Origin of the sequence: Longitalea luteola, from assembly GCF_017356035.1 — a bacterium.
GTDB classification, from domain to species: Bacteria; Bacteroidota; Bacteroidia; order Chitinophagales; family Chitinophagaceae; genus Niastella; species Niastella luteola.
The window spans coordinates 1-25516 of sequence record NZ_JAFIQX010000002.1 but is presented as its reverse complement, the minus strand read 5'-3'; the positions used below and the strand labels follow the sequence as shown (position 1 = coordinate 25516).

29 protein-coding genes and 2 tRNA genes are annotated in these 25516 nt (G+C 38.3%); 16 read left to right on the top strand and 15 right to left on the bottom strand.

Annotated elements, in window-relative coordinates; all coding sequences use genetic code 11:
- Positions 1-5: 5 nt before the first annotated feature.
- Together JUB15_RS04215 and JUB15_RS04210 are read right to left on the bottom strand one after the other, a co-directional pair.
- Entirely contained in the window at positions 6-833 is an 828-nt protein-coding gene (locus JUB15_RS04215) for a DUF4249 family protein (RefSeq protein WP_207511085.1), read from the bottom strand.
- Positions 830-2779: a TonB-dependent receptor plug domain-containing protein gene (locus JUB15_RS04210; protein WP_207511084.1), complete on the bottom strand. Its 1950-nt coding sequence runs from the start codon at positions 2777-2779 to the stop codon at positions 830-832. The genes JUB15_RS04215 and JUB15_RS04210 overlap by 4 nt, the downstream gene beginning before the upstream one ends.
- A gap of 579 nt (positions 2780-3358) precedes the next feature.
- Between JUB15_RS04210 and JUB15_RS04205 the strand changes: the two genes are divergently transcribed.
- The 3 genes from JUB15_RS04205 (at position 3359) to JUB15_RS04195 (ending at position 6592) form a co-directional block, all read left to right on the top strand.
- Positions 3359-4084 (top strand): phage integrase SAM-like domain-containing protein, encoded by a 726-nt coding sequence (locus tag JUB15_RS04205; RefSeq protein WP_207511083.1) that lies wholly within the window; start codon positions 3359-3361, stop codon positions 4082-4084.
- Between the two features lie 114 nt (positions 4085-4198).
- Positions 4199-4822, top strand: coding sequence for a tyrosine-type recombinase/integrase (locus JUB15_RS04200; protein ID WP_207511082.1), 624 nt, complete (start codon positions 4199-4201; stop codon positions 4820-4822).
- Between the two features lie 276 nt (positions 4823-5098).
- Complete coding sequence (locus tag JUB15_RS04195) at positions 5099-6592, top strand: reverse transcriptase domain-containing protein (protein ID WP_207511081.1); 1494 nt, start codon at positions 5099-5101, stop codon at positions 6590-6592.
- A gap of 13 nt (positions 6593-6605) precedes the next feature.
- Here the strand turns inward: JUB15_RS04195 and JUB15_RS04190 are convergent, their stop codons facing one another.
- Positions 6606-7154 carry an ImmA/IrrE family metallo-endopeptidase gene (locus tag JUB15_RS04190; RefSeq protein ID WP_207511080.1) on the bottom strand — a complete coding sequence of 183 codons (549 nt, stop codon included), beginning with the start codon at positions 7152-7154 and terminating at the stop codon, positions 6606-6608.
- Positions 7151-7516: a helix-turn-helix transcriptional regulator gene (locus JUB15_RS04185; RefSeq protein ID WP_207511079.1), complete on the bottom strand. Its 366-nt coding sequence runs from the start codon at positions 7514-7516 to the stop codon at positions 7151-7153. Before JUB15_RS04185 ends, JUB15_RS04190 begins: the two co-directional genes overlap by 4 nt.
- 194 nt (positions 7517-7710) lie before the next feature.
- Here JUB15_RS04185 and JUB15_RS04180 point away from each other — a divergent pair, with 194 nt between their 5' ends.
- The 10 genes from JUB15_RS04180 to JUB15_RS04135 all read left to right on the top strand — a co-directional run bounded on the left by JUB15_RS04180 (position 7711) and on the right by JUB15_RS04135 (position 15438).
- Complete coding sequence (locus JUB15_RS04180; protein WP_207511078.1) at positions 7711-8022, top strand: hypothetical protein; 312 nt, start codon at positions 7711-7713, stop codon at positions 8020-8022.
- Positions 8022-9797: a HesA/MoeB/ThiF family protein gene (locus tag JUB15_RS04175; protein ID WP_207511077.1), complete on the top strand. Its 1776-nt coding sequence runs from the start codon at positions 8022-8024 to the stop codon at positions 9795-9797. The genes JUB15_RS04180 and JUB15_RS04175 overlap by 1 nt, the downstream gene beginning before the upstream one ends.
- Positions 9794-10264 (top strand): Mov34/MPN/PAD-1 family protein, encoded by a 471-nt coding sequence (locus JUB15_RS04170; RefSeq protein WP_207511076.1) that lies wholly within the window; start codon positions 9794-9796, stop codon positions 10262-10264. The genes JUB15_RS04175 and JUB15_RS04170 overlap by 4 nt, the downstream gene beginning before the upstream one ends.
- Positions 10265-10552: 288 nt before the next feature.
- Positions 10553-11413, top strand: coding sequence for a hypothetical protein (locus tag JUB15_RS04165; RefSeq protein ID WP_207511075.1), 861 nt, complete (start codon positions 10553-10555; stop codon positions 11411-11413).
- Positions 11414-11540: 127 nt separating this feature from the next.
- Positions 11541-11864 (top strand): helix-turn-helix domain-containing protein, encoded by a 324-nt coding sequence (locus tag JUB15_RS04160; protein WP_207511074.1) that lies wholly within the window; start codon positions 11541-11543, stop codon positions 11862-11864.
- A gap of 66 nt (positions 11865-11930) precedes the next feature.
- Complete coding sequence (locus JUB15_RS04155; RefSeq protein ID WP_207511073.1) at positions 11931-12326, top strand: hypothetical protein; 396 nt, start codon at positions 11931-11933, stop codon at positions 12324-12326.
- Positions 12323-13264 (top strand): DUF8464 domain-containing protein, encoded by a 942-nt coding sequence (locus tag JUB15_RS04150; protein WP_207511072.1) that lies wholly within the window; start codon positions 12323-12325, stop codon positions 13262-13264. Before JUB15_RS04155 ends, JUB15_RS04150 begins: the two co-directional genes overlap by 4 nt.
- Positions 13265-13455: 191 nt before the next feature.
- Positions 13456-13809, top strand: a complete 354-nt coding sequence (locus tag JUB15_RS04145) for a plasmid mobilization protein (RefSeq protein WP_207511071.1) — start codon at positions 13456-13458, stop codon at positions 13807-13809.
- Positions 13806-14813: a relaxase/mobilization nuclease domain-containing protein gene (locus JUB15_RS04140; RefSeq protein WP_207511070.1), complete on the top strand. Its 1008-nt coding sequence runs from the start codon at positions 13806-13808 to the stop codon at positions 14811-14813. Before JUB15_RS04145 ends, JUB15_RS04140 begins: the two co-directional genes overlap by 4 nt.
- Positions 14814-14841: 28 nt before the next feature.
- Complete coding sequence (locus JUB15_RS04135) at positions 14842-15438, top strand: hypothetical protein (RefSeq protein ID WP_207511069.1); 597 nt, start codon at positions 14842-14844, stop codon at positions 15436-15438.
- A 99-nt stretch (positions 15439-15537) separates the two neighbouring features.
- Here the strand turns inward: JUB15_RS04135 and JUB15_RS04130 are convergent, their stop codons facing one another.
- From JUB15_RS04130 to JUB15_RS04115, 4 genes are all read right to left on the bottom strand, one after another.
- On the bottom strand, positions 15538-15897 hold the full coding sequence (locus JUB15_RS04130) for a S24 family peptidase (protein WP_207511068.1): 360 nt from the start codon (positions 15895-15897) through the stop codon (positions 15538-15540).
- A 90-nt stretch (positions 15898-15987) separates the two neighbouring features.
- On the bottom strand, positions 15988-16188 hold the full coding sequence (locus tag JUB15_RS04125; protein WP_207511067.1) for a hypothetical protein: 201 nt from the start codon (positions 16186-16188) through the stop codon (positions 15988-15990).
- Between the two features lie 17 nt (positions 16189-16205).
- On the bottom strand, positions 16206-16877 hold the full coding sequence (locus JUB15_RS04120) for a LexA family transcriptional regulator (protein WP_207511066.1): 672 nt from the start codon (positions 16875-16877) through the stop codon (positions 16206-16208).
- A gap of 1 nt (position 16878) precedes the next feature.
- The gene (locus JUB15_RS04115; protein WP_207511065.1) at positions 16879-17739 is read right to left on the bottom strand and encodes a hypothetical protein; all 861 of its coding nucleotides are present in this window, start codon (positions 17737-17739) and stop codon (positions 16879-16881) included.
- Between the two features lie 98 nt (positions 17740-17837).
- Here JUB15_RS04115 and JUB15_RS04110 point away from each other — a divergent pair, with 98 nt between their 5' ends.
- Positions 17838-18065, top strand: coding sequence for a helix-turn-helix domain-containing protein (locus tag JUB15_RS04110; protein WP_207511064.1), 228 nt, complete (start codon positions 17838-17840; stop codon positions 18063-18065).
- A 111-nt stretch (positions 18066-18176) separates the two neighbouring features.
- Positions 18177-18407 (top strand): helix-turn-helix domain-containing protein, encoded by a 231-nt coding sequence (locus JUB15_RS04105; RefSeq protein ID WP_207511063.1) that lies wholly within the window; start codon positions 18177-18179, stop codon positions 18405-18407.
- Positions 18408-18482: 75 nt separating this feature from the next.
- Here the strand turns inward: JUB15_RS04105 and JUB15_RS04100 are convergent, their stop codons facing one another.
- Positions 18483-19619 (bottom strand): hypothetical protein, encoded by a 1137-nt coding sequence (locus JUB15_RS04100; RefSeq protein ID WP_207511062.1) that lies wholly within the window; start codon positions 19617-19619, stop codon positions 18483-18485.
- A 164-nt stretch (positions 19620-19783) separates the two neighbouring features.
- Between JUB15_RS04100 and JUB15_RS04095 the strand changes: the two genes are divergently transcribed.
- Entirely contained in the window at positions 19784-21394 is a 1611-nt protein-coding gene (locus JUB15_RS04095; RefSeq protein WP_207511061.1) for a hypothetical protein, read from the top strand.
- Positions 21395-21888: 494 nt separating this feature from the next.
- Here JUB15_RS04095 and JUB15_RS04090 read toward each other — a convergent pair.
- The 6 genes from JUB15_RS04090 to JUB15_RS04065 all read right to left on the bottom strand — a co-directional run bounded on the left by JUB15_RS04090 (position 21889) and on the right by JUB15_RS04065 (position 25363).
- Positions 21889-21962, bottom strand: a tRNA-Asn gene (locus JUB15_RS04090).
- Between the two features lie 264 nt (positions 21963-22226).
- The gene (locus JUB15_RS04085) at positions 22227-22583 is read right to left on the bottom strand and encodes a Rieske (2Fe-2S) protein (protein WP_207511060.1); all 357 of its coding nucleotides are present in this window, start codon (positions 22581-22583) and stop codon (positions 22227-22229) included.
- A 37-nt stretch (positions 22584-22620) separates the two neighbouring features.
- Entirely contained in the window at positions 22621-23808 is a 1188-nt protein-coding gene (gene hflX / locus JUB15_RS04080) for a GTPase HflX (RefSeq protein WP_207511059.1), read from the bottom strand.
- 219 nt (positions 23809-24027) lie between these two features.
- Positions 24028-24777, bottom strand: coding sequence for an outer membrane beta-barrel protein (locus JUB15_RS04075; protein ID WP_207511058.1), 750 nt, complete (start codon positions 24775-24777; stop codon positions 24028-24030).
- Positions 24778-25016: 239 nt separating this feature from the next.
- Positions 25017-25274, bottom strand: a complete 258-nt coding sequence (locus JUB15_RS04070; RefSeq protein WP_207511057.1) for a GIY-YIG nuclease family protein — start codon at positions 25272-25274, stop codon at positions 25017-25019.
- 15 nt (positions 25275-25289) lie between these two features.
- Positions 25290-25363: transfer RNA gene (locus tag JUB15_RS04065), tRNA-Ile, on the bottom strand.
- Positions 25364-25516: the final 153 nt, after the last annotated feature.

The following is a 25516-nucleotide window of genomic DNA, read 5'->3' as shown; positions in this document are numbered from 1 at the left end:
CATTTTTATTCTATAATCAGCTTGTCAACCGAAGAATTGGCACCATACCAGATACCGACACCATTTCCTTCAATATTACCAGTAAAATCAGAAGAGTAGTTCAGAAAAGAAAGCTGAAGACCTTGTTGTGAAACAGCAGACCATAAAGTGTAACTTGTTGCGGAAACGTTGGATACCTTTATTGCTATTGTATCACCTTTTGCATAATACCTGGAAGAGTTCATGGAATCCAGTATCGATCGGGTCCTCATCATTGATACAGTAAATTGTTTGTTCGCCTGATCAATAGCCTTGATTCCTCTGGGAGTGGTTGCATAGAAGTCATGTTGAGTATCCAGCTTCGTAAACAGGAGGTAATTAGCTTCTTGATTTGCATTGTCAACATTTACGGCAGGCTGAGCCTTTTCCGGATCAAGCCATTCATAAGCGCCTTTAAATGCAGGCTTATAAAGTGGGATCTCTGTTTCGGAAAGAAGAACATCATTGTTGTATTTAACTTCCAATTTGTACTTCTGACCTGCCTTTCCTTTCAGGGAATTACCAACATAAAATAAATAAGGAAAAACTTTATCGTTGCGCGTCAATGTCAGAATTTCCTCTTCTCCTCCGTCAGAGACCTTTACGGTTGCCCAACGCACAATAAGAGCTTCGAGTTGCTCCTCATCAATAACAAAGTTAGTGGGTATGTTGTGCATCACTTTCACCACAGGAACTGCTCCATTCTCGATAACACCTTCAACTACAAACTTAGGGTCAAATTCTTTTTGGGCAGCTTCCTTAATGCATGCAGGAAATACCGTACCTATGATGATGGTTAATAGTAATTTTTTCATAGTAGTTCTAATGAATAAGTAAGAGCAGGTATGAGGGGCAAACTTGCGCCATCTTTTTGGATCATTTTAAAGGCATTGTTATTTTGAAAATAATTCCGGTCATAACTTTGGTATATATAAATTGGATTAGAGCGATCGTAAACATTGATAATTGAAAGGCCCAGGGTTTGCCTGCATTTACTGGTTTTTTTCAACAGCCAGTTCACGCCTGCATCCAACCTGTGATAGGCATCCATCCGGGCACTGTTTTTGGCGCCATACTCCGCCAATACGGAATTGCCAAAATAATACATCCCTACTGTGGGTGTATATGCGCTCCCGCTATTGTACATGAAACTAACTGAGAAAGATATTTTCGGAGTCAATTTATAGGAATTCACAATACTTAAATTATGCGGCCGGTCGTAAATATATTTATACCATTGCCCGTTATTGATTGCATCAAATTTCCTGAAGCTTCTTGAATAGGAGTAGTTTACCGTGAAGTAATTGCGGGTGGTGATTAATCTTACAAAAAAATCGGCTCCGTAGGTAACCCCATCACCATTTTCTATTCCACTGGCAATATCATTGCTTTCATTTAAAGAGATGATGTTCCCATTAAATTCTTTTAAGTCAGACAGCCATCTGTAATAAACATCTATGCTATATTCGATCCTGGCCCCTGCGTGACGGTATCCGCCGGAGGCCTCCCGGATCTTTGAAACAGAAAGATTCCGGTTGGCATGAATTACATAATCAACAGGCAGGTTAATATTTGTAAGGCCAACCTGGTGTATCGGCTGATAAGCCATCGAAAAACTACAGAAAAAAGAATTTCTTGCATCCATCAGATAGGATACTGAAAGTGCCGGATTTATAAAAAATGGGCGTTCAACAGATGAAACTGTAGAAAGATTCAACGAGCCTTCCAGTTGAATTTTTTCCGACAATGGAGATCTGGCGTTCAAAAAATACTTAAATAAATGCTGATTACTTTTATACCGGACATTGCCACCAGATTGAACAGGCTGTCCCTCATTCTGAAGGGTAGTGCCTAAATCATCCATCATATAAAGGAAGCCTGTTTCCACCGAGCGGCGCGATTTTCGATAAGCGAGGGTGGAATTTATGCTTAAGGTTCTTTGATGATTGAATAGCGCGAACTCCTCGCCATACAGATCAAATGCAACGCGGGTATTGTACCTTGAGTATCCAATATTATTTTCCCATTGCAGGTTTTGCCGGAGATCTACAGTATGCGTTATGCCCATAACCAGATTTCCCCAATCCATACTATTTTTTGCCCTCTGCTCATACAGATCAAACATAGCCTTATCTCTACCCAGGTATAAGAAGGCTTTTATCTCATTCTTGTTGAAAACCCTTTTGGCGTTCATGTTAAAGTCGAACAGGTCATAATTCATACCTTCTAAATCCTTTCCCGTTTTTCTTAATACAGGCCATAGTGTTTTATTCATAAAGGTATTCCTCCAGAATATTTCCATCATCTGAATAGAGTCCCGTTCAATTCTGGCGCCTACGCCCAGATGAGCCAGGGAGGCTTCTGCTTTAATAAGGGTAGTATCTCTGACCTGCCAGTTACTATTTATATCAATGTAGCCGGATAATTTCCCAAAATACTTTCCGGGAACAACGCCCGTGTACATCTTCAGGTGTTCAACAACATTATTATTAAATAAAGGGAATAATCCGAAAAGATGGCTTGGGTTATGAACGAGGACCCCATTGTAAAAATAGCCATTGCTTCCTGACGGAAGCCCTCTGTACTGCACACCCGAATTGGCATCGCCCCCATTGCCAAAACCAGGAAGGAAGCGTATTGATTTTAAAGGATCTGCTATCCCCATTACCTTTGGTACCAATTCTATCTGCTTTGCGCTTAATGTAAGCGTGTTCACTCCATTAATTAACTGCTTTTGTCTGGATACTGTTACGGTATCCATATTTTTAATCGTGTCCGCTACAGACTGACCATATAGGAGGTTGTAGAAGAGCAATGAAAGGGTAAAGGTTAATCCGGTTTTCAAGAATTCAGTTGATGACGTTAATGACAAATTGTTGTGAAATTACAATTACGCTTCGATAATTGGTAGCCATGCTGAATGTTTTATAGAGCGTGTATTTTTAAATGGTTTATCAGTGAAGAAGGCCATCTTTACCACCGCTTCTTCCATGGCAGGCAAAAGATGAAGTTCTTACCCTTCACGAATGCAAACATAAATGCAGTTAAAAAAAACACCTGGAGTCGTTAGTTGAAAATAACTACCTCCGGCAAGAGGGCGAAGGTAAAGGCACCTGGTATGCTACGAAAGTCTGAAGAAAGTTCTGTTGAGTAAATAATGACAAAAGAGGTTCCATTTATTGGAACCTCTTTGTCATGTTTGCTCCCCCTGCTGGACTTGAACCAGCGACCCTCTGATTAACAGCGCGATCAGCCGCTAATCTGGCTTAATCGGGGTTGACTGAAACTTACTTAACTGTTTATTTTTCAATCACTTAATTCTTTGTTGGAAATTTGATGTATGCCTTTCAAAATGGGGTTTAACCCTGTTTTACTGGCAAATTACTGGCAAATTTTGGGCGAAGGATTTTGTGAAACTGAAAAATTAATAGGTATGTCAGCATCAGTAAAAGTCATTTTAGACACTCGGAGACTAAAAAAGAAGAAAGGAACTTATCCTGTTAAGCTATTGGTGACCTTGAACAGCGAGCCGAAGCGTTACCAAACCGTTTATGATCTTACCCAGGAGGAATTTAATACCGTAACAGACCGGAAGGCGCGAAATATTTCCGAAAAATTAAAGGAAATCCGTACCAACCTAAAGCTGATCGAGCGGAATGCGGAGGATAAGGCCCGTTTATTACAGCCGTTCACCTACGATGAGTTTGAGAGGGACTTTATCCTAAATAATCCTCTTTTTCACCAGCGAAAGTCTCTGAAGGCAAACCTGGTCCCGGTGACCTACGAATTTAATTTGGCTGAGTACGAAAACCGGTTTCCCATTTTCAAGTTGCCAACGCCAGAGCATGGAACAATACTGGCCACCTTTCTATATTATATTAATAAGCTGCTTTCCGAACACCGTATCCGAACGGCGGCCAATTATCAGACAACCTATACAACTATTTCCCGTTTTCGCGGTAATGTTCGATTTACTGAAATTGACGTGGCGTTCCTAAAGCAGTTGGAAGCCTGGATGATGGATCAGGAATATTCCAAAACAACAGTTGGTATTTATACCCGGTGACTGCGCACCATGTTTAATGAAGCCATATTCCAGGGTATTATTAATAGAGATAAATGTTACCCTTTCGGCAGGCGAAAGTATCAGCCACCCACATCCCGGAACATAAAAAAGGCTTTGACCCTGGAAGACGTTGGCAAGATCTATTATTATGAACCGGTTTGCCTGGAAGAACGGAAGGCAAAGGATTTCTGGCTCTTCTCCTACTTCGCCAATGGTATCAATCCCACTGACATAGCCCATTTAAAATATAAGAATATTGAAGGAGAATATCTTGTATTTGAACGGGCTAAAACGGAAAACTCAACCCGATCCTCTCCCCGGCCAATAACTGTTTACATAACAGAAGATATGCAGCAGGTTATTGATTTCTGGAGCACCAAGGATAAGCGCCCTGGTAATTATATATTCCCTGTCCTGCAACACGACATAACCCCATTGCGCCAGGTTGAATTGATAGAATTGTTTGTTCAGGCTCTCAATGACTGGATGCGTAAGATCAAAAAAAAGCTTGGAATTGAAAAAGCAGTAACCACCTACGTAGCCCGTCATACATTCTCAACCATTATGAAACGGTCAGGGGTAAGTACTGAGTTTATTCAGGAATCATTAGGGCATACAAGTATCAAGACGACTGAAAACTACCTGGACAGTTTTGAGAAGACGGTGAAGAAGGAGTATTCACAGAAGCTGGTGGCGTTTAAGAATGCAGCAAGAGATGACCAAGTTCATGGGCAATAAGGTTAAAAAAATCGATTTTCAATTGAGATAATGTTTGTCTTGAATCTTTATTATTAAATTAAATGAGTTACATTTTAATTTTTTTAATGGTTTTTTTATATTTGACTTATGTCCTTTGGGGACGAACGGACTTGCTGACCTTGGGTAATAAAAAAGCCTGAGATTGGTAGCATAATTTGCTACAAATTGTGCTCAATTTGAAATTTACTTTTACATAGTAATTCCGTGGGAAATCCCTACGCAAGTAGGGATTTTTTGTATTCAACTTTTTTATGTATGAAAAAAGCCATTCTTGATGCGATAATTGAGGAAGCAGAAAAAAGTGCAGAAAAATATCATTTGTATCATAACTATTTGAATATAGATCATAACAGAAAGTCTTCAAGGCTCACTAACGTGCCACCTAAGGAGATTAAAGTTCCCAATGAATGGAAGCATAATAAAAAGCATAACCCCTTTTATGTATTAAAACATGCTGAAAAAATTGCATCATCAATTTCAGATAAAATAAAATCAAAAACTTACTTTCCTGAAGCACCGTATGAAAAAAGTATTCCGAAAAAAAGTGGAGGGAATAGAACTATTTCAGTGTACCAGCTTCCTGATTCTGCTGTTTCAGATAAGTTTTATCATGACTTATTGAAAAAGAATAAACATCGGTTTAGTTCGTTTGCTTATGCTTATAGGAATGATCGAAATGTTCATTTTGCTATTCAGGATATCTCAAATGAATTGAGTAAGACATCTCGAATATTTATAGCTGAGTTTGATTTTAGTAATTTTTTTGGATCAATAGATCACAGTTATATTAGTCGTCAGTTAAAGGAAAATTGTTTTTTGATAAGTGCAACCGAAGAATATATTATAAATTCTTTTCTCAAGAAAAGTGATGTTGGCATTCCATTGGGAACCTCAATCTCTCTTTTCCTTGCTAACGTAGCTTGTTGGCAACTCGATAGGAAATTGGAAGACGAAGGTCTTAGATTTGCTAGGTATGCGGATGATACAATAATTTGGACAAAGGACTATTCAAAAATATGTAAGGCATTCGAAATAATTAACGAATTTTCGAAGTCTGCCGGTATCCAAATAAACTATGAGAAGTCTGACGGAATAAGTCTTCTTCAAAAGAAGGGGATGCGTTCGGAGTTTGCTTTTCCGAAGAGCTATGTGGAGTTTTTAGGGTATCGAATTTCAGTAGAGAATATTGGAATTAGAAAGAGTTCCGTTTTGAACATTAAAAAGCAAATTTCCTACTTATTATACAAAAACTTGCTGCATCCAATTAAAAGCAATCCAATAAAGGCAGCTCGTTTTCCTACACCGGCCAAAGATGCTGACTTATTGACCACAATATCTGAGATAAGAAGGTTTTTATATGGTAATCTTTCAGAACAAACGTTAAAAAAATATCTTAATGGTACTTATGTAAAACTTAATTTCAAAGGTATAATGAGTTTCTATCCTTTGGTAAATGATGAAAGCCAAATGAAAGAATTAGATAAGTGGCTTGTATCTACGATCCTTAATACGTTAAGGAAGAGACAAAAAATCCTTCAGTCCTTGCATTATCCGACAAGTTTTTTCCCATTTAATGTGACTGCTACCAATATTATAAACGAGTTTAAGAATAAAACTGTTAATGGTAAAAAAGGTCTTTTTCAAATTCCAAGTTTTCTTAGAATTTATTTAGCGTTACAGCTTGGGGTTAAAAATTTAGGTATTGATCGAGTAATGAATCCAGATTCAAAGTATTATGATAACTGGTAATTGTTCATGCAAATTATTCGAGTAAACCCAAATTAGTTAAGCGGTAAGTCATCGCTATAGTACTTACCTTAAATTTTTTCGCAAGTTCCTGAATAATTTCTTCGTCATGGTTGTACAGGTTGAGATCTAGAGAATTAATCTCTTTTGTCAAAAGTTTTACAGGCATTAAGAGCGCTGCTGCAAAAGCATTAGCTTCCCTTTCAATTTTCAAATCACCAGAAGATGAATTTCCGTCTCTAAAAAGCACTTTTGTGCCATTCAATTCTTTACCTCTAAATAATACATCTCTATCTACAAATAAATCATTTGAGGTTTTATGTAGGTAATAATGGCCAGTTTCATGTGCTATGGTAAACCTTGTGCGTTCCCTCGATTCACTTGGATTGATTCCTATTATCGCTTTTTCGTTGTCTAAAAGTAAAACACCAGACACACCTGGTCCAAGATCGTATGCCATGATTGTTAATCCTAATTCCTTCGCAATTTTTTGAACAGGTACAGGCGCAGAAGTAATATTTAAACTATCTAGGAGATCATTAACCAGATTTTCAATCCGTTTCATATGCTTGTTTTGACTGGATTAGTATGAGATTTAACGAACTCCATAAGTTTTTGTTGCAAATCTTGGTTGCCAGCACTTTTCTTTTCTATTTTCTGTTGAATGCTTTTATTTACTTCTGTGTCCATAATTTTATTGAGGTCTGGCAGCAAATCAGTAATGGGTAGTTTTAAAAGGCGGGAAATTTCATACACAACATGAATTGGAGCGCGTTGTCGTCCTTTTTCAATATTTACCAATGAGGCTCGACTTATTTGTAAAAGACTTGCAAAGGTAGTTTGCTTATAATTCGCTTTTTCTCTTTCTTCCTTGATTCTTAAACCCAGGGCGTTGTAAATCAGCCTTATCTGATCATTATGAAGCATAGGTAAAGGTTAGTATTAAATGCAAATATACATAAAAATGTATAATATTACAAACATTTCTAAAAGTGTTTGCCATATTCTACATAATATTATTCGCCCATTATCTGACATATTCAAAAAATTAACATAGTTTTGATATGCATTCACCTTCCTAGAAATGTTCAGGGGAAGTAAAACTGAATGATTTTCACACTATGGCCACTACTTTTAAGCCAAATCAGCCACAACACGGTGATCAAAAAATCACCATTCATGTAATGATTGAAGGTGGCAAAACCTTCTCAGACGAGTTCATAATTAAACAAAAGCTTCAGGTGATTATTAATAAAGTTGCTGAAGCATTTGGTTTATCAGATCTTGACAAACGACAGTTAACTCGGGGTGATGGTACAATTTTAAATGATTACAAGTTGACAATCGAAGAAGCTGGACTACGTAATGAAGAGACAGTCCGTTTCCTTCTAAAAGCCGCTCCTAAACCAAATGAACCAAAAAAATTTGCGTGATGCGGGACAGTCAACATTGGTACGAGGCCATGCCCGCATTGTGCCGAGCAGAATTGGAAACTTTGCAGCATGGCCTTTCGTATTTTAAATTTATAAATCAGAAACCTCTCGAGCAAAATGGTAAGCAGATTATTATTTTGGGTGAGCTGAGTTATGGTGTAAATGCAATACAACTCGTACAAGTCGGTTTTCCTCATTCCTTTCCATATAGCCCACCTGAAGTTTATCCGTTACAACAAGGTGTACAGATTGTTGGTAATAATATGCAACAAGCTTTAGTGCCGAAAAATTTCAACCGGGGTAACCAATATAGCGATGGTAGAATGTGTCTTTTTCGAGATGAAGAAGAATGGATTCCTTTTTATAATTCCATCGGCATGGTGATGGAACAAGCCGTTAGATGGCTGGAGACGGCAACTTCTGAAAAAGGATTCACAACAAATTTAATTGTGGATGAAAATAACCCCGTGATTCAACATGCAGGGCAACTTTTATATTATTTCCCTGCCGAATTTGAGGACGCAAATGGTGGACAGTTAACGTGTAAACTTATAAAAGAAAATTATTATTCGCTTATTCAACTGCAATTAAATGGACTTGGAGGTACAAAGGTAATCAATACTTTCCCTGACGATACAGAGCTTTCATTAACAACAAAAGAACTCATTCATGGAAGGTGGTATCGAGTTGTTGACATGTTGCCCAAAGACTTATTGCCATCCCTGGCCCAACCTGAAGGATTAAAGAACTTTTTAGCATTGCGCCTTAACGTCAATATCAACGATATTCTTCCTGAGCCACAAGTTTTTCCAAAAAGGATACTTATTGGTTTTCGCATTGGACAGACACCAGAACTGCATTGTTTCCAAATTTTCTATTGGAAGGAAGGACTAATCACTAAATTTCAGAGTTCTTACTTATTACCCAAGAATCTTACGCAGGAACTGTTTGTCAGGATAGATGCTCTTTTTAATCTGGAATCACTTGCTCAAAAACGAATATTGGTTATTGGGTCTGGAGCTATTGGTTCTGAGGTAATCAAGGAATTGGCAGCCTCAAATATTGGTTATTATGTAGTGATTGATGATGAAAGGTTTGACGTTGGCAATTCAGTTCGGCATGCTGGAGATTTGATGCAGGTGGGCGAACTAAAAGTTGATATTGCTAAGAAAATAATCCAAGGGCGAAACCCTCAAGCAAATGTTCAAAGAGTTCCAGTTAACATCTTACGAGTTCCTGCTGATCTGTTATCTGGTTTAATTGACGAATCAGATGTTGTGCTCGATCTGACAGCTAACCGCTTAGTAGAAGAATACCTTCATCAAAAGGTATGCAATGAAAGAGGAAAAATTCTTGTGCAATCGGCTGTTTCTAAAGGTGGCCTTACTGGAATTGTTTTAGTATTTTATCCTGGAAAGTCATCTTGTCTTGAATGCCTTAAATCTCAAAATCTTAATCAGCTACCGGTATCTTTACTTGAAACGGAAACGTTGAAAGAGGCCCCGGCGGATTATGGGGCTTGCTCTAAGCCCGCTTTGCCAGCCAGCGGACTTGATACTCGAGAAGTTGCTCTGCAAACAGCGAGAGTGGTAGTTCAAATTTTATTACAAGACGAAGATATTTTTTATCCGAAAATGCAGGGATTTCAATATTATTGGCATGGTCCTGCTGGGGCCAACTCTAAAACAGATAATAAAAAGCACAAACCATTTGAGTGGGAAATTCAAAAATACCAGGCTTCCGTAAAATGTGCTATTTGTAAATTGAAGAAATGATTCAAGGAATTTATATTCAACCGTCTGCAAAGCAAAACTTAATTAATGAAATATCGCTATTTAAGACGGTAGAGACGGGTGGTGTTTTATGTGGACACTATCAAGACAAACATCTTATTATTGAAGCCGCATCCGGTCCAGGGCCTAGGGCAATGCATACAGAGGTAGAATTTGTAATGGACAAAGATTTTATGCATACATACATTGACAATGAGTACAATAAGTCAATTGGATTAAACATTTTTGTAGGTGAATGGCATACGCACCCGCAGAAATATCCATTACCAAGTGAACAAGATTTAATGTCAATTGGAGAGCAGACTATGGAATGGCAATATGGCGAGTTAGTATTTTTAATTGTTGGATTTTTGGATTTTTCGTCGAATAATTTGGAAGAACAGATGATTGCCATTTCTTTCGATAAAAAGAAACGTTTGTTTTATTATTTACCAATTACGTTTCTTTAAAGAAGATCAAAAGTTATTTGGATTGGCAAGTAATTACATCGCTTTATTCACATATTAATTCCATCCCGCGCTGGTTACGGGTGGAATCGAAAAAAGTAAAACTTTGTCGGTTCGACAAACTCCGTAATGCCGTCTTAAAAATTTCCATATCAAATGAAGTTAAATTGAATCAAACTAGATAAACCACCATATTAATTATTCTGATATAACGCAAATCTTCCTTCTATTCTTTATCTTTAGATTAGCTCTTTTAATCAACATTTTTTAACCTAAAGAAAATCGTGCGTTATGTTATTGAAGCAAAGGTTATTTTCGAATATGATTCTCCGAAACATGATTTCGGATTGGGTTGGACTTTCGGGAAACAATAAAGCGCCTGGAACATTTCCTATATTCTTCCAATACAAAATAGGGCCCTACAAGCCGGATTACTTCCTATATTTTCAGAAGGAACCTTTTAGTGTAAGGTACAAGAATGATATATTTAATAAACTTTATGAATATTCTGGTTCTGATATTTCCGATTATATAAACTTTCACTATAACCACTATCAAGATAAGCAGGCTTTTCTCAAATTTCTAAGGTATGAGGTGCATGACCGACTTAATATAAAACTTACAGGTATCTGGAAGCAAAAGTTACAATTTGTACTGTACTGGTTGCAAGAGAAAGAACAAGAGCTTACGGCTATGCAACATTCCCAATTACAGCACGAAATTGAGCAGGGTATGCGGGCTATTGCAAATGATCCTGAGGTCGTGAATCCTGGCAAAGCTGATGAACTTGTTAATGACCTTTCCGAAAAATTGAATCTACTTGTAGAGAAGCTGAGTGAAGGGTATGCAACCGGCAATATTCGAGTTGCTGAACAAAAACACCTTCATTCGCTAATTCAACTCCTCTACATTTTGCAGAATTTGCAAAAAAATAGCCGTAATGGAAAAGCCAACCAGCGTTTATTTAGCACGTTTTCTGCTATAGACATGGCTGCAATTTTAAGGCTTCATTTTGCAGACTGGAAAGAAAAACAGCAAAATACAATACAAAAAGACATCGCTGCGGTAACAAAGGATATTAATGTCGATTCTGAAAAGTTTAAGCGTTTGGATAAAGCACTACAGGACTTTTTCTTTGATCAAAATCCATAAATATCTCTCTTTAACTATTCATAACTCTTTCTAACTCACAGGGTCCTACACTTATTAAATCCATGATCCATCCATCATTGACTTTCCTCATTTCTTAACCCAAATTACGTCCATAAAACAAATTTTTATGGACACTTTATTTATTCCTAATGAAAATGATTTTCGGCGGTGGATCAAGGAGGCGGTGAAGGAATGCCTGGAAAATTCGCCCATAAAAACTGCCAACCAATCACATAAAACTGAAGAAGAACCGCTTCTTACCCGGAAAGAAGTTGCGTATATCTTCCGCGTTTCTCTAGTCACCCTGCATGAATGGATGAAACAGGGCCTGCCCTTCCATAAACAAGGTGGACGGGTTCATTTCCTGCGCTCAGAGGTGATGGACTACCTAAAACAAAAACGCCGACAGCCTTTTATTGATCCAGAAACAGACAGGATAGTCGAAAAGTAATTTTTCTTTTCACCCACTAATCTATTGGGCATTAATCACCATTAACGTATTAAAAAAATCAATCTTATGGCTGAATTTAAAAGGCAAACTTTCCAGCTTAGCACTGGAAAACAAATCAAATTGCATGGCAGCAGCTTCTTTATTAACAAATCCCTGGAAATTGGAGAAGGCTTTGTTCCAAACATTTTCTCTTTGTTTGAGGAACAGGCGGACGGCAAGATTTCTACATCTGTTTCAAACCCTCACAAATTAACACCCGACGAATTACAGGAATTGGCAGATTACAATATCCGATTATGGCTTGATTTAAAAGACAGTCTTCGTAGTTATGGATTGACGAACCCAAAGGTTTTTAGTCGGGAGTCAATACGTCAGACTGAAAATAGCATAACCGAACAGGGTTCGAAACCCAAACGTGAAAAATATAATTCATCTAAAGAAATTGAAAAACGTGATGTATGAGGCAGTTTTCGTGTGAAGATGCGAAGCAGATCGATATGGTGGCATACCTGGCTTCATTAAATTACCATCCCCAAAAAGTACACAATCAAGATTATTGGTATTTGTCACCATTGCGGGAGGAAAAGACGCCTTCTTTCAAGATAAACCAGCAAAAAAATGTATGGTACGATCATGGTTTGGGTAAGGGTGGCGACCTGATTGATTTTGGAGTAATTTATCACAATTGTTCTATTAGAGAACTCTTACAACGCCTATCGACTTTTATTGGTCGCCCGGTTATTTCGTTTCATTCGCCTGCTGATTCCAGCAGTTCTTTTCCTTCAGCACCCTCCGGTGCTGGTGAAGAAAAAGACCCTAACACAAGCAAAATTGTGTTGCTTGACACCTGCTCGTTGAATTCAAAAGCGCTTCTTAACTATTTGGAAAAAAGATGTATTTCATTAGATGTTGCAAGGGAATATTGCATGGAAGTTGACTTTTTACTATATGAAAAGAAGCATACTGTTATCGGTTTTCAAAATAAATCAGGTGGATTTGAACTTAGAAATGAGAAGTATAAATGTAGCAGTTCACCCAAAGACATAACTTTTATTGACAACGGAAAACAGCAAGTCGTCGTATTTGAAGGGTTCTTTAATTACCTAGCATTTCAAACATTAAGTCAAAAGGAAATCCAGCCACAAGCGAATTTTCTCATCCTTAATTCACTTTCTTTTTTTGAAAAATCCAGAAATCTGATGGAAGCGCACCGGGAAGTTTACCTGCTATTAGACCGGGATTCTGCTGGTTTAAATTATACTGCCAAGGCATTAACCTGGCACATAAAAAAATACATTGACCGCAGCCAGATATATGAGAACCATAAAGATTTAAATGATTGGCTGATAGATGAACTGCGCAGCTTAAATCAGAATATTCGTCGAGGTAGGAGAATTTGAGGTAATTAAATCGATGGCATAGATGGAAGAAAATTAAAAAATTAAAGCTCCCAAATAACGATGTTGACTGCTCGAATTTAAAGGCGAGCGGTGTATTTGTCGAACAAATATTGGCAGAGGCCAAATACACGCTCGCCTTTTGCTCCCGTTGGTCGGCAAAAGGAATACAGAAAACCAATAAATGAAGATGTATGAATACAGTGAGAACGAAAAAAAAGAAAGCAGGTAGACGCCCAAAAGTTATTAAGAAAGATGTCAGAGCAGCTGTACGGTTTACAAAATCCGAATACTTTATAGTAAAAGAAAAAGCAGCACTTGCAGGAACAAGTATATCAAATTATCTCCGTAATGTGGCTATAAATGCGGATTTAAAAAACCGTCTTACTGAGGAGGAACGGCAATTTGTCCGACAGCTCGCTGGCATGTCTGCAAATATAAACCAGGTAGCAAAGTGTTTCCATAGAGAAGGAACATTGAGCGGCATTGCGCTTTTTGAAAGGTACAGAATTCAGTTAGATGTAATTTTAAAAAAGTTGAAAGTATGATAAGTAAACATGTGCCATCCGGTTCATTTTATCATACCTGCCGATATGCTTGTGACCGGATTGAAGCGGAGGTTTTATTTACAGAAGGGGTAAGAGGACATGATTACAAATTAATGGCTGATGACTTTTTAATCCAGCAACAAATGCGCCCTACAAAAGAAAAAGCATGTTTTCACGGCATCCTTAGTTTTTATCCAGGTGAAAAACCATCTGATGAAATGATGGTGGAAATTGCAGAGAAATACCTGGACAGACTGGGCATTAAAAATACTCAGTATTCAATTATTAAACACATCGATAAGGCTCATCTTCACCTGCATGTTATTGCCAACATGGTCAACAACGATGGCAAATCAATCAGCGATAGTTATCTGGGACTACGCGGAAAGAAGGTTTCTCAGAAACTCACAGAAGAGTACAAATTAATTCCAGCTTTGAAAAAGAACCTGGATTTAACCCACCTGGAAAACCTTAACGAAACGGAGGCCAACAGGTATAAAATCTATATAGCTATTGCTGAAAACTTATCACATTGCCGCAATCTGCAGGATTTAGAAATGCTGTTATCTAAACAGGGAATCGAGGTTCAGTACAAGTATAAAGGTCAAACAAATGAAAAGCAAGGAATTAGTTTTAAGATTGGAAAATATTGTTACAAAGGCAGCCAGGTTGACCGGAAATTTTCTTATGCCGGGCTTCAGAAAGCTATGGCCCAGCAACAAATAGAAGAATTGAATAATAAAAATAGTCAGGTCGAAGAGAATAAAATGACCACAGATCCCAAACAAGTTTTCCAGAAAATCATAAAAAAAAAGAAAAGGGTACCTGGTCAAAACTATCAGAATCTCTCTCCGGAGGGTTCAAGCGGTACAACCAAGGTGTTAGAAAATGTAGTTGATGACTTGTTGAAACCGGAAGAGCACAATGAAGGATTAGCCTATGAGTTTACATATAAAGGGTATGTAAACAGGAAGAAAAAGCAAAGTCAAAAGCACAAAAGGTAACAGGTTTATTAATCATTAAAATCAAATTATGAGCGATCAGGGAGATAATGTGGTAACTCCTTTTATGGAGGTAATGACAAATAAGGTTCAAAATCAGGAGGAAAAGATTGTTAGCATTGAACAAAAATTAAATAGCATCCCCAATAATTCAGCAGAAATATTGGAGATAAAAAAGGAAGTATTGGACGCAAAAATCATTTTAAAACAGATATCCTTTCCTACTACCGAGATGCGGGAACTTTCTTCGAATCTACGCGAAGGGGTAACTCTTTTAAAACAGCCGGTAGAAAATAAAGTAACGCATCACCATTACCTTTCTAATTACATATACATACTTTTCGGCACAATTCTTTGTTTGTGTCTGGCCGGTATAGGGTGGTACAACACTTGGGATAAATTGAACGTGTTCAAAGAAAACGATATCAAATACAGGTTTCTTAGGGTGCAGAATAACAATTACCTCCGACAATTACTTAAATACACTGATAGTCTTTATCTGTATCAGCCGGACATAGAAAGAAGTGTAATTCATATGGAAGATTCTGTCAGGGAACGATACAGAATAATTCAACAGTTGGAAGAAAACAATATTGAGAACCAAAAATTGCAGCAAAAGCTAAAGTAATATGTAATAAAAGCCCCGGTGTAGACACATCGGGGCTTCTGGTTAAAGGTTCTGATTTAGTAGCATCGTTAAAATCGCCGTTATTTGTATCAAGCCCGTTCATCTAAATATGACTTCAATTACTTCAGTAATTCGCCTTTCGACAAATTTGATTTTTAAAATACATTCCACTTGGCCAACTGCGATAAATTCACGGGGATACTTATCCTCCTTTTTATCAGCTTCTAATATAATGTGGTCATGAGAATTGTAAAATATACGGCGAATGAGAATTTCTTTACTTTTTAAAAGGATTACATAAGGCCTACCCCAAACTATTGCCGATAGAGGTTGCCTCTGAATAAAAAGGACATCTCCACATTTTAACTCTGGTTCCATGGCATCATTAGCTACTCGAATTATTTCCACGGCCTTTTCTTCAGGAAATTCAGGTTGAGATTTATATTGCTGTTTTCCCATATGTCTAAGTTTATTACTACTTCAATCCACGGCTTTAATTTTCGAAAATAATTCCACCAGTAGGTTCTGTCGTGGTCCTTAGTACATAGATTAATTATTTTCCAAAATTTCATGGTCGGGTAATCCGGTTGCTTCGCGAATAACTTTCATAGCAGCAGCTTTAGTGAGGTTATCGCTGTTTTTTTGGATGTATCTGGAAATAGTGAATTCTGTACAATCCAACACATCCATTAACCGGCGGCGAATGGTAGAATTGTTTATTGCTTTGAGTGCTTTTTGACTAAGTTTCATAAATGGATAGGTTATGTTTAATATTTAATTATTGCCGCGCTTACTTTAAAAATAGATTCAATCTGATCTAGGCTTATTTCAATTGGCGGATATTTTAACTGGTCAGGATTATCTGTTCCTAAGCTTAAACTGTTCTGGCCATCTGCCTGGTAAACACGCCGGACAATTCCATGCCAGTTAGTATCAATAATATAATAATACAAGCCCCAATGGAGCATTCTATAATCTTTGAGCCGGGAAATAACTATCCGGCAGCCGTTAACAAATGTAGGTTCCATGCTTTGGCCGACAACTTCAACCACTCCTTCTGCCGCACCAAGGAACGGAGCAGTGATTCTATCAACAATTAATTGGGGTTCATTATCGGTGATAATAATTGTACCGGCTGCAACTTTACCATCCATTTGAGGAATCGCAGGTTTTCCGCCATTTAAGGGAAGGCCGAGGGTTGCATGTTTCTTGTCTTCCAGGTCAAGCCTTTCAATTTCCAGCTTGTTTTCCGTCTTGTCGATGTACGACTTTAGCTTGAAATATTCTTGAAGATTACTGGGCCGCGTGCCTTTTTCCCATTTATATAATGTTTCTTTTGCAATGCCAGTTGCGGCAGCAACCGCAGGCATTTTAATATTCGTTCTTAATCTGAATTCCCGTAGCCGGCTACCGATAGTTAGTATATCACCTTGTATCATATCAAGCCTTTATTGGGTATATAAGTCGGTGGGCTGATTTTATAAGGCATAAAACATTACGGTATGTATATAATGCCTGTAGTTCGCTCATATTATCGGGATAAGTGCCTGCATAACAGATTCCAGCTTCCAACCAATCGTTTAATTCCCGGCTAACATAAACGATAGGAAACTTTTCAAAGAATTCGGTTATCACCTGCATCGGGTTCTCAATCTGATCCTGGTTAAGAAGCCGGGGTTTATCAGTTTCGGAAATTTGCGTTTCAACATTTGCGTTTTCTCTATTCTTATTATAAATAACAAATAGAGCTTCAACTAATATCATCAATTGATCCTGGAAGGAAAGCAATTGTTTACGTTGTTCTCCTTCTTCATAAATGGAGCAATCAGCCGATAAAGCTACACGCAGCCAGTCACGCAATTGATTCCGGAGAAAAGGCAGCGATTCGTTTTTGAAAACTTCTTTTATTACGTAAAAAGGGTCACTATCTACATATTCAATAAGTTGCTTAGGCTTAATTAGATCGCTCTCATTTTCCCTTGTTTCAGCGACTTGTATTACATTTTCTGACCTGAAATTCTTCTTGATTTGATGATCTGGCCCTTTACAAATTACGTAGGCGGCTTCAATAACGAATTCTACTTTTTCATAGAAGTAAATATGATTGTTTCGTTCAAGAGGCTCATTTATGCGCTGGCTGCAAAGAACCTCTGTTAGCCATTCCCATAAAATTTGCCTGACATCATTTAAATGGTAACATTGAAAAAAGTCGTCCAGAACCGGCCTAGGATCTTGCCCTTGTTCTTCTGTGAGTCGGAGCGGCTGGTTGCGCCATTGAGGATGGTGGTTATAGGTTTTCATATTAAACAAGTTTAATTGGTTCCTAAAATCAAATACTCGCCTATAGGTGATTGGATGCAGGAAAACAAATTTGCACCTTTACTTTCCTATAGGTGATTATGAAAAGCAAAATTGATCAATACGTTATCAATAAGGTAAAAGAGAGACGACTTGAGAAAAACATATCTCAAGCTGATCTTGCATATGAATTAGGAATGTCGGTTGGCTTTATAGGTAAAGTTGAAAGTTCAAAGTATCCCTCTCATTATAATCTCAAGCATTTAAATCACCTTGCCAAAATCTTAGAATGCAGCCCTCAGGACTTTTTACCTAAAAAGCCTTTATAGTCACCACTTTCCTAATATGACATAAAGTTAAGGGATATTCATTTACTCACCTATAGGTGATTGTGTATTTTTTTACAATAATTCACATTTGTAATCACCAATAGGTGATTAATGAGATCTGCCATAGACACTTACGTTATCGAAAAAGTAAAAGAAAAAAGGGAGGCTGCCGAGCTTTCCCAAGAAGAATTATCCATTAGGGCTGGTTTTAAATCGAATGGATTTGTGGGCCAGGTTGAAAGTCCTAATTATTCTAAACGGTACAATATTCAGCATTTAAACAAATTCGCTGCTGTTTTCAATTGCTCTCCCAGAGATTTTTTGCCAGAAAAGCCACTTTGAAAAAGTATTTCAATAAGTTTAATTTTGAATGAATGCTATATAACACATCGTCCCTTTCCCGATGAAATGTCCCAATCAATATTCGTTTGGAGTGGTGCGATATTTTAGTTGCAAATATTCTACATAAAGTTCTCGGTCAACTCCCAACGTTTCAAAAACATCAAAGGTGCCTGCAATTGTATAGGGGTGCAGATAATGTCTTTCTTGTTTATAGTAATGTTGTTCAAATGGAAACAAGTCGAGGGCGATAGGATTTTTTGCGAATGGATTATGCCATACTGATATTTGTGTACTAGTAAATGAAGTGGGTTGTATGTTTTTGCAAAAGATGACTGCGGACACTGAAGTATTGACCGGTTCCGGCCCGTTATTGAAAAATGCATTAGAAGGATAATTCAGATTGATCTTTTTGCTATGGGTATCTCCTAGCAGGGCAATTGCAAACTCTTCCAGTTCCGAGCTTAAATCATCCACAGCCAGGCAAATCACGTAAGGAGATTGGTTAATTTGATAAGAACTTGGTTTTTTATTATTAAGTGCTGCAAGAATTGTTTTTTTATTATCGACAACCTCATTAGTAAAGCCACTAATAGCTCCTAATGTCCTATCGGATAATTGCTTTTTAGGATGAAAATGGAAGGTGAATGCCCAATCCTTATAAACAAATTCAAGTTCCTTAATTACTATGCTAGACTCATTACCAACAAAATCTTGAAGCACATTACGAATAATTTTTTTGGAGATCGTTGATATGCCTGTCTGTTCAAATCGTACCATTACGTGATAGGGAAAATCTGCCATGTCCTCAATAATCTGGATAATATAGCTCCTACGTCTTTGTTCATCATGATTTTCCAAGGCGTTGGCTACAAGCGTGCATTCAAGAAATATAGGCCGGGAAGGATCAACGTTTAATGTATAATCTGTGGTTCTTCGGGTGCCAGCTGCTATTCTTTCAATCGGTAGACCTGCACGTTTACAAGATGTAAAAAATACAAGTTCAAACATTCCTGCGGAAAATTGGCGCGTGTCTTTTTTTGTGCGAATTCTTCCCAGGAATTCGTTGTCTACAGGCATTACGCTTGCCCATTGATTGATATGTTCCCGTAGCATTCCGATCAAAGGCCACGAACATCTATCCCAGAATTCATAATTTGATTCTTCGTATTGAATGATACGCCAGTCAGTTCTTAATTTGGAAGAGAAAACCATAATGATGTTTGAATGGTAGCCAATAATAAACTATGATCCGTTTATATACAAATTATACGGCTTTTCGGCATATATGCCCTAAGGAAAGTTAACCATTCTAAAACTAATGAATTTAGTATTTTTACAATAATTTTTTCTGCATAATGCCGGTTAAAATTTGAATCATGACTAATGAAATTGTTGAAAGCATAAAGCCGCACTTTGAAGCGGCCTCATTTTTTTCGGTTCCTGATGGAGAAATTTCTGGCTATTTCCTTATTGACGAGCAAGGTCAAAGTGTTGATTGTAACGTTTATAATCCCAAATATGGAAAACAGTATGGGGCAACATTCTTCAATGGTGTTGAATATGAAGACCCAATTACTGGTAAAAAGATTCGCTCTCAATACCTCCTTGAAGTGCTTTGTGAACTTGAAAATGGTGACTGTTATAATAAAGACGGAATCAAGGTTTTTAAAAAGAAAGTCAGCATTCCAAAAATTAAGACCGCTTCAGCAGAGAAAGATTTTCACCATATATATGAAAGGGAAAAAAACAAATTGAACATAAAAGATGAAGCCTTCTTTATGAAGTTTCTGCTTGAATTTATTGTTGACAAAGAAAAGGAGTATAAGGCAATCGCTAATTACAATGAAAGGAATGCACAAACACTTGAAGTGTTTTATTCATTTAAAAAATGGCTGATTTTAAAGAAGAATGCAAAGGAGGCGAATTTGAGATTGAAAGAAGTTTTGAAATGTAAGGATTTAAAGGAGTTAATCGAAAGATACGGGAATGATAAAGAACTTTTAGACAACTACTACAAAGGATTGGAATTCGCTCCAAATAAAGAAAGATTTATTCAAAATCAAATTGATATTCAAGAAAACACTTTGAAAAGATATGGAAGCCGTTTTAGGTACTCAAATGATGCAGAGATTGAAATCGGCCATTACAAAAGGATAGGTTTCGAATGGGTTAATAATGGCTATAATGCCACAGTCGAAGATTTTGAGCGGTTGAGTTATAGGAACACCCTTCAATTAAGCTCGCCCTTAGTTTACCGAGATCAGGTCTCGTTTATGCTGTTAAATGAAATTGCAAGAGGTGCATCATTAGCGTTTCATGTTGCATTTTTAAACGATCAGCTAAAGTTGTTTAAAGTCGGACAATTGCCTAAGACAACAGACGCATTTTCTATCACCTTTAGTGCTGATAATTCGATTAAATTCAGAGATGACAAAGTGTTTTTCCCTTTTTCTTGTCAAGCGGTAGCTGATTTGTTATGTAGGCTGAGAGAAAAATTGGTAGATAGAAATGTATGTTCAACCGATTTGCAAAGCTTTCCTCAACTGATATTTGAAGAAACAGATTTAAAGTACCATCCTGAATTGGCTGCCTGGGTCTTTAATATTATTGAGAGCTGGGTAATGGATGTGGAAGTTGATTTCCATCTGAATAAAAGGAAAAGATTATTTGATACTTTTTTAGAAGAATGTAAGAGCAAAGCGTTGTCTGCTAAATCTTCAAGCGCAAAAAGCAAAATCCAAGCACCGGTTATTGCATTGTTTTGTTTAATTATTAATGAAGCCGGAATAATTTGTAAAGAACCAACCGAGAATATAACTAGCTTCTGTACAAAAGTTTGTAATAGATACAATTTCTCTTACTCAGACAGGGTTAGACAAACTTATTCATCGGGTAAAACCAAGGGAAATATTCAAAAACTTAAAGATCAAATTTTGCCTAGAATTGACGAGGAAACCCGACAAAAAATTAATTATTATTTGAAATAGTCTAAGCGCTTAAAAAATGTATGGATAATTGTACATACTAAAAAGCGTACATTCATTGGCTGTGCCTGAGCTTTGCAGTCATAAAGGGAACACTAATGAAGTATCAACGATATTACAGAAAAAAATACAAGCCTTTTATTTCCGTCTTGGAAAAGCACTTAAATAGTATTTTGGTTGCGTTATTATTCGTTATAACGTTTGTTGGATTTATCATTTATTTGTGTCTTTTTCGATCCAAGCTTTCTGATACTATAACTGCTGGATTAATTGGTCTTCTGAGCAGTTTTGGAGGTTTTTTTCTTAGTTCGCTAAAGACTTCAAAAAAATAGACAACACCCCGTTTCTCGTGGGTTATGAGGATTCATTTCAAATCCGGAATTCTTATCTTTATTGAGTAATTAAGCTCTTTTAAACACTTCGCCTACTTGCTGGCAAATTACTGGCAAAAATGCAAAAAGGCCGCCGAGGCGACCTTTTAAGTGATTGATTTTCCGCTCCCCCTGCTGGACTTGAACCAGCGACCCTCTGATTAACAGTCAGATGCTCTAACCAACTGAGCTAAGGAGGAATCTGTTTTCCCACTCCGAATCTTCTTAAAATCAGGTGATTATTTACCACCTCTCCGAAATGGGCAGCAAAAATAAGGAATTTCCCATTTTAAAATCCAAGGAAAAAAGAAAAAATAACAATGATTCTTATATTTTTTTACGTTCTCCTGTGTCGATTCCGCGGGTAACTAGTATTTCAGTCAACGGCAGGCACCAGACCCGGAATTTTCACCATAATCCATTACAGATTCCGCTCAATTCTCGCTTGTCACCGACAAGCGCCTTTATAACCCTCCAAATAACCCCCCATCAGGGATAGCCACAAAAAGCGCTTCTTCACGTACCTCAACCGGGTAAGTTTTCAAATAATATCCCCCCCCATTGGTGTTGCGGCCGTTTTTTAAACTGAATTTGTACCGGTGCACCGGGCAAACAACATTACCCACCGCATCGACATACCCTTCAGACATGATCCCACTCGCATGCGGACATTTATAAGCAAAGGCAAACCACTCGTTGCCAAACCGGGTAATGCAGATCTTCTTACCCTTCACCTCCACCACGGCAATGCCCTGCTGGTTAAAAGCCAGTTCAGATGGATGATCAGCAATTTGGTGGTACTGGAATTTTTTTTCAGTCATGGAGCTGTGTTCGCAGATCGGTCAAAAGGGAGCCGTATTAATAAAAACCTGTTTTGTAGGGATAGCGTATAGCGTATAATTCCTTTACTCTATTTAATATAGTCCTTCGAAGCTCGTCGATGTTCGTTCTTTCAGTAGCCGAAATAAACACACAATTGCCCTGTAACTGGTTTTCCCAGCGCTCTTTAAGGTCTTGCAGGATCTCGGTCCTGACCTCTTCTTCTAACCAGGGGTCGAAGGTGTTCTTTTCGTACTGATCCATTTTATTGAAAATAGTGATCGTTGGCTTATCCACCACGTCCAGTTCCTGCAGGGTTTTGTTCACCACGCCGATCTGGTCTTCATATTGCGGGTGTGACGTATCAACTACATGCAACAGGATGTCAGCTTCACGAACCTCGTCAAGTGTGCTTTTGAAGCTTTCTACCAGGTGGTGTGGCAATTTGCGGATAAATCCAACCGTGTCGCTCAATAAGAACGGTGTGGTTTCAAAAACTACTTTACGGGTAGTGGTATCGAGCGTCGCAAAAAGTTTGTTCTCAGCAAACACTTCACTTTTAGCCAGCAGGTTCATAATGGTGCTTTTGCCCACATTCGTGTACCCTACCAGCGCTACGCGAATGAATTCACCGCGGTCTTTACGCTGGGTGGCTGCCTGCTTATCTATTTCGCTTAACCGCTTTCTTAGTAGCGCTACCTTTTCGCGAACGATACGTCGGTCGGTTTCAATTTCCGTTTCACCGGGTCCCCTGGTTCCGATACCACCTCCCAAACGTTCCAGGTGTTTCCACATCCCTCGAAGGCGGGGCATCAGGTATTGGTATTGCGCCAGTTCAACCTGTGTTTTGGCCTGTGCGGTTTTCGCGCGGCGGGCAAAAATGTCGAGGATGAGGTCACTCCGGTCAATGGTCTTTACATCCAGCACCTTTTCAATGTTGGTGATCTGTGAACCGCTGAGCTCATCGTCGAAAATAACGATGTTGATGTCGCGACCGTCAATGTAATTTTTTATTTCTTCCAGTTTTCCCTTGCCCACAAAAGTGCGGCTATCAGGATGTGGCAGCTTTTGTACAAATCGTTTCACGGCCTTGGCGCCGGCAGTTTCTGCGAGGAACGCCAACTCGTCCAGGTATTCGGTCACCTGTTCTTCGGTCTGAAGTTTGTGTACCAGTCCTACCAGTACTGCCTTCTCTTCTTTTTGAATAATATTCTTCTTGTCTAACAAATTCCGTCAATTTTTCGATGCAAAAGTAAGCTGAAAAACCGGAAAAGCCGGTGGCTTCCCACATCATGGGGTCCGGTCGAACTGCTGAATTGTCTCCGTGCTATGAATGTATTCAATTTTTTGGCCAAGCAAAAAGTCCGGAAGAAGTCCTCGCTTATGCGAAATCTCCTTCCGGACTTTTACTTATTTATATAAGAATGTGCTTATCTGGACGATGTATTACAAGCCGCTGATCGATATACCGATCTGGAATGGTCTTACATCTACTAAACCTGCATTTGGGGAAGCGCCGTCTTTAATAAACTGGTTGATCTGGTACATCCCATAAATGCCAAACACCCCTTTACTGATGCGGCCGGTAACGGCCAGGCGGGTAGTGTTAAAAAAGCGTTTTGATTTAATTTTTTCGGTATATGACAGGGTGCCGCCATTGCTGCTGATCAGGTTCTTGCCTTTTGCCATAGCGCTCAGCATGGTGCCCACTTTTGCGCCAATAGCCGCCTTCCAGCTTTTATTGGTGTTCTCGGGGTTAGCTGCAAACCGGAGCTCGATGGGTAATTCTGCGAAGGTGGTAGCGATCTTATATTTTTTGAAATAGGTTGAATCGCTCCTGAAGGTCAGCTGGCCGGTTTCTCTACCGGAAATGTCTACGGTCATTTTATCGAGGTAGAAATTATCCGTTCCCAAACCAACACCAACACCTACGCTAAAGCGGGGATCGGTCTTGAAGGGGAAGTCGAACATGAAATACATATTAAAACTGCGGGGGATACCCTTGGTAGCAATAGTATCTGGTATAGACGCCCATCCGTTATACCCTATTTGCAGCATGAAGTGATCGTTAGGCCGGTTGGAGAGATTGATCTTGCTCCAATCCTTTTTCTTTGGTTTTGCTGTTATGGTAGAATCCTGTGCAAATAAGGGAAGTACAGATGCCAATGCGAGGGAAAGCGTAATCAATTTTTTCATACTGTTCTCAAATGATTGTCAAAAGTATCTTTCACAGGGTTAATGAAAGGTTAAGGTTACAAAAAAGCCCATAGCACTGCCATGGGCAAAATGAGGTAATGGTTGACTTTTGCGGATCACTCCATGGGTTGCTATCGGGCAACGATACGTCAAACATAGAAATTTACACTATAGAGGCCCTGTTTTGATCGACCAATATTGTACTGGCCACATGTGTAAGGGTTACTCTAACCGTGGAGCTAAGGCTTTTTTAATTTTCCAGCGATCAATTGCTGAATACGTTCCCTGTTCTTCCAGTTCTTTATTGTCTTTCTATGTAAAGCTGCTGATTTAGTTGTGAATGTTTCGGTGAAACATAATTTCCAATCTTTTACTTTACCAGTAAAGCCTTTGTGACTGGCCAGGTGTTTTGAAAGCCTTTTTTCAGGATTTTCCGAAGAACCAATATAAAAAAGATCTAATTGTGCAGAGTACAGGATGTAAACATAGTATTCCATCCTATATGTGTTATGTGGATCCTGTTGGGATCGAACCAACGACCCCCTGATTATGAGTCAGGTGCTCTAACCGTCTGAGCTAAGGATCCAATCCGACGTTAGTCGGGTAATTATATTAATAAAGAACTTCAATTTAATCAATCTGATTGGTCAGGATCGAACCAACGACCCTCCCGACTTTTAGTCGGGATGCTCTAACCGTCTGAGCTAAGGATCCAATCCGACGTTAGTCGGGTAATTAT

Coding starts and splice junctions, on each gene's coding strand:
- JUB15_RS04215 (WP_207511085.1), bottom strand. CDS start 833: ATGAAAAAATTACTATTAACCATCATCATAGGTACGGTATTTCCTGCA.
- JUB15_RS04210 (WP_207511084.1), bottom strand. CDS start 2,779: ATGGATACCGTAACAGTATCCAGACAAAAGCAGTTAATTAATGGAGTG.
- JUB15_RS04205 (WP_207511083.1), top strand. CDS start 3,359: ATGCCTTTCAAAATGGGGTTTAACCCTGTTTTACTGGCAAATTACTGG.
- JUB15_RS04195 (WP_207511081.1), top strand. CDS start 5,099: ATGAAAAAAGCCATTCTTGATGCGATAATTGAGGAAGCAGAAAAAAGT.
- JUB15_RS04190 (WP_207511080.1), bottom strand. CDS start 7,154: ATGAAACGGATTGAAAATCTGGTTAATGATCTCCTAGATAGTTTAAAT.
- JUB15_RS04185 (WP_207511079.1), bottom strand. CDS start 7,516: ATGCTTCATAATGATCAGATAAGGCTGATTTACAACGCCCTGGGTTTA.
- JUB15_RS04180 (WP_207511078.1), top strand. CDS start 7,711: ATGGCCACTACTTTTAAGCCAAATCAGCCACAACACGGTGATCAAAAA.
- JUB15_RS04175 (WP_207511077.1), top strand. CDS start 8,022: ATGCGGGACAGTCAACATTGGTACGAGGCCATGCCCGCATTGTGCCGA.
- JUB15_RS04170 (WP_207511076.1), top strand. CDS start 9,794: ATGATTCAAGGAATTTATATTCAACCGTCTGCAAAGCAAAACTTAATT.
- JUB15_RS04165 (WP_207511075.1), top strand. CDS start 10,553: ATGTTATTGAAGCAAAGGTTATTTTCGAATATGATTCTCCGAAACATG.
- JUB15_RS04160 (WP_207511074.1), top strand. CDS start 11,541: ATGGACACTTTATTTATTCCTAATGAAAATGATTTTCGGCGGTGGATC.
- JUB15_RS04155 (WP_207511073.1), top strand. CDS start 11,931: ATGGCTGAATTTAAAAGGCAAACTTTCCAGCTTAGCACTGGAAAACAA.
- JUB15_RS04150 (WP_207511072.1), top strand. CDS start 12,323: ATGAGGCAGTTTTCGTGTGAAGATGCGAAGCAGATCGATATGGTGGCA.
- JUB15_RS04145 (WP_207511071.1), top strand. CDS start 13,456: ATGAATACAGTGAGAACGAAAAAAAAGAAAGCAGGTAGACGCCCAAAA.
- JUB15_RS04140 (WP_207511070.1), top strand. CDS start 13,806: ATGATAAGTAAACATGTGCCATCCGGTTCATTTTATCATACCTGCCGA.
- JUB15_RS04135 (WP_207511069.1), top strand. CDS start 14,842: ATGAGCGATCAGGGAGATAATGTGGTAACTCCTTTTATGGAGGTAATG.
- JUB15_RS04130 (WP_207511068.1), bottom strand. CDS start 15,897: ATGGGAAAACAGCAATATAAATCTCAACCTGAATTTCCTGAAGAAAAG.
- JUB15_RS04125 (WP_207511067.1), bottom strand. CDS start 16,188: ATGAAACTTAGTCAAAAAGCACTCAAAGCAATAAACAATTCTACCATT.
- JUB15_RS04120 (WP_207511066.1), bottom strand. CDS start 16,877: ATGATACAAGGTGATATACTAACTATCGGTAGCCGGCTACGGGAATTC.
- JUB15_RS04115 (WP_207511065.1), bottom strand. CDS start 17,739: ATGAAAACCTATAACCACCATCCTCAATGGCGCAACCAGCCGCTCCGA.
- JUB15_RS04110 (WP_207511064.1), top strand. CDS start 17,838: ATGAAAAGCAAAATTGATCAATACGTTATCAATAAGGTAAAAGAGAGA.
- JUB15_RS04105 (WP_207511063.1), top strand. CDS start 18,177: ATGAGATCTGCCATAGACACTTACGTTATCGAAAAAGTAAAAGAAAAA.
- JUB15_RS04100 (WP_207511062.1), bottom strand. CDS start 19,619: ATGGTTTTCTCTTCCAAATTAAGAACTGACTGGCGTATCATTCAATAC.
- JUB15_RS04095 (WP_207511061.1), top strand. CDS start 19,784: ATGACTAATGAAATTGTTGAAAGCATAAAGCCGCACTTTGAAGCGGCC.
- JUB15_RS04085 (WP_207511060.1), bottom strand. CDS start 22,583: ATGACTGAAAAAAAATTCCAGTACCACCAAATTGCTGATCATCCATCT.
- JUB15_RS04075 (WP_207511058.1), bottom strand. CDS start 24,777: ATGAAAAAATTGATTACGCTTTCCCTCGCATTGGCATCTGTACTTCCC.
- JUB15_RS04070 (WP_207511057.1), bottom strand. CDS start 25,274: ATGGAATACTATGTTTACATCCTGTACTCTGCACAATTAGATCTTTTT.